Raw genomic sequence first — 240 nt, 5'->3', positions numbered from 1 at the left:
ACCTAGCGTACCGCGTAAGCCAATTGTTTCATTGTTATAGTCAACAATGTCGGCTTTAGACGCTTCAAAGTCAGTGTAATAAAAGCGGCCGCCGAAACTTACGCCATCTTTAGTAAAGTAAGGGTCGGTAAAGTTAACATCAAAGTTTTTAGAGTATTTGTTGGTACTAACATTAATACCCGCTCTATTACCTGTCCCTAAAAAGTTGTCTTGCTGAACACCGGCAGAGAGACTTAAGCC

General features: G+C 41.2%; 1 protein-coding gene. It reads right to left on the bottom strand.

Features of this window, described 5'->3' with window-relative positions; all coding sequences use genetic code 11:
- Nucleotides 1–240 (bottom strand): BamA/TamA family outer membrane protein (locus Q4528_RS15730; RefSeq protein WP_303522660.1); only part of this gene is annotated, 240 nt, incomplete at both ends.

Origin of the sequence: Staphylococcus pasteuri (assembly GCF_030547725.1) — a bacterium.
In the GTDB taxonomy this organism is placed as follows: Bacteria; Bacillota; Bacilli; order Staphylococcales; family Staphylococcaceae; genus Staphylococcus; species Staphylococcus pasteuri.
This window is presented reverse-complemented; position numbering and strand designations above follow the sequence as displayed.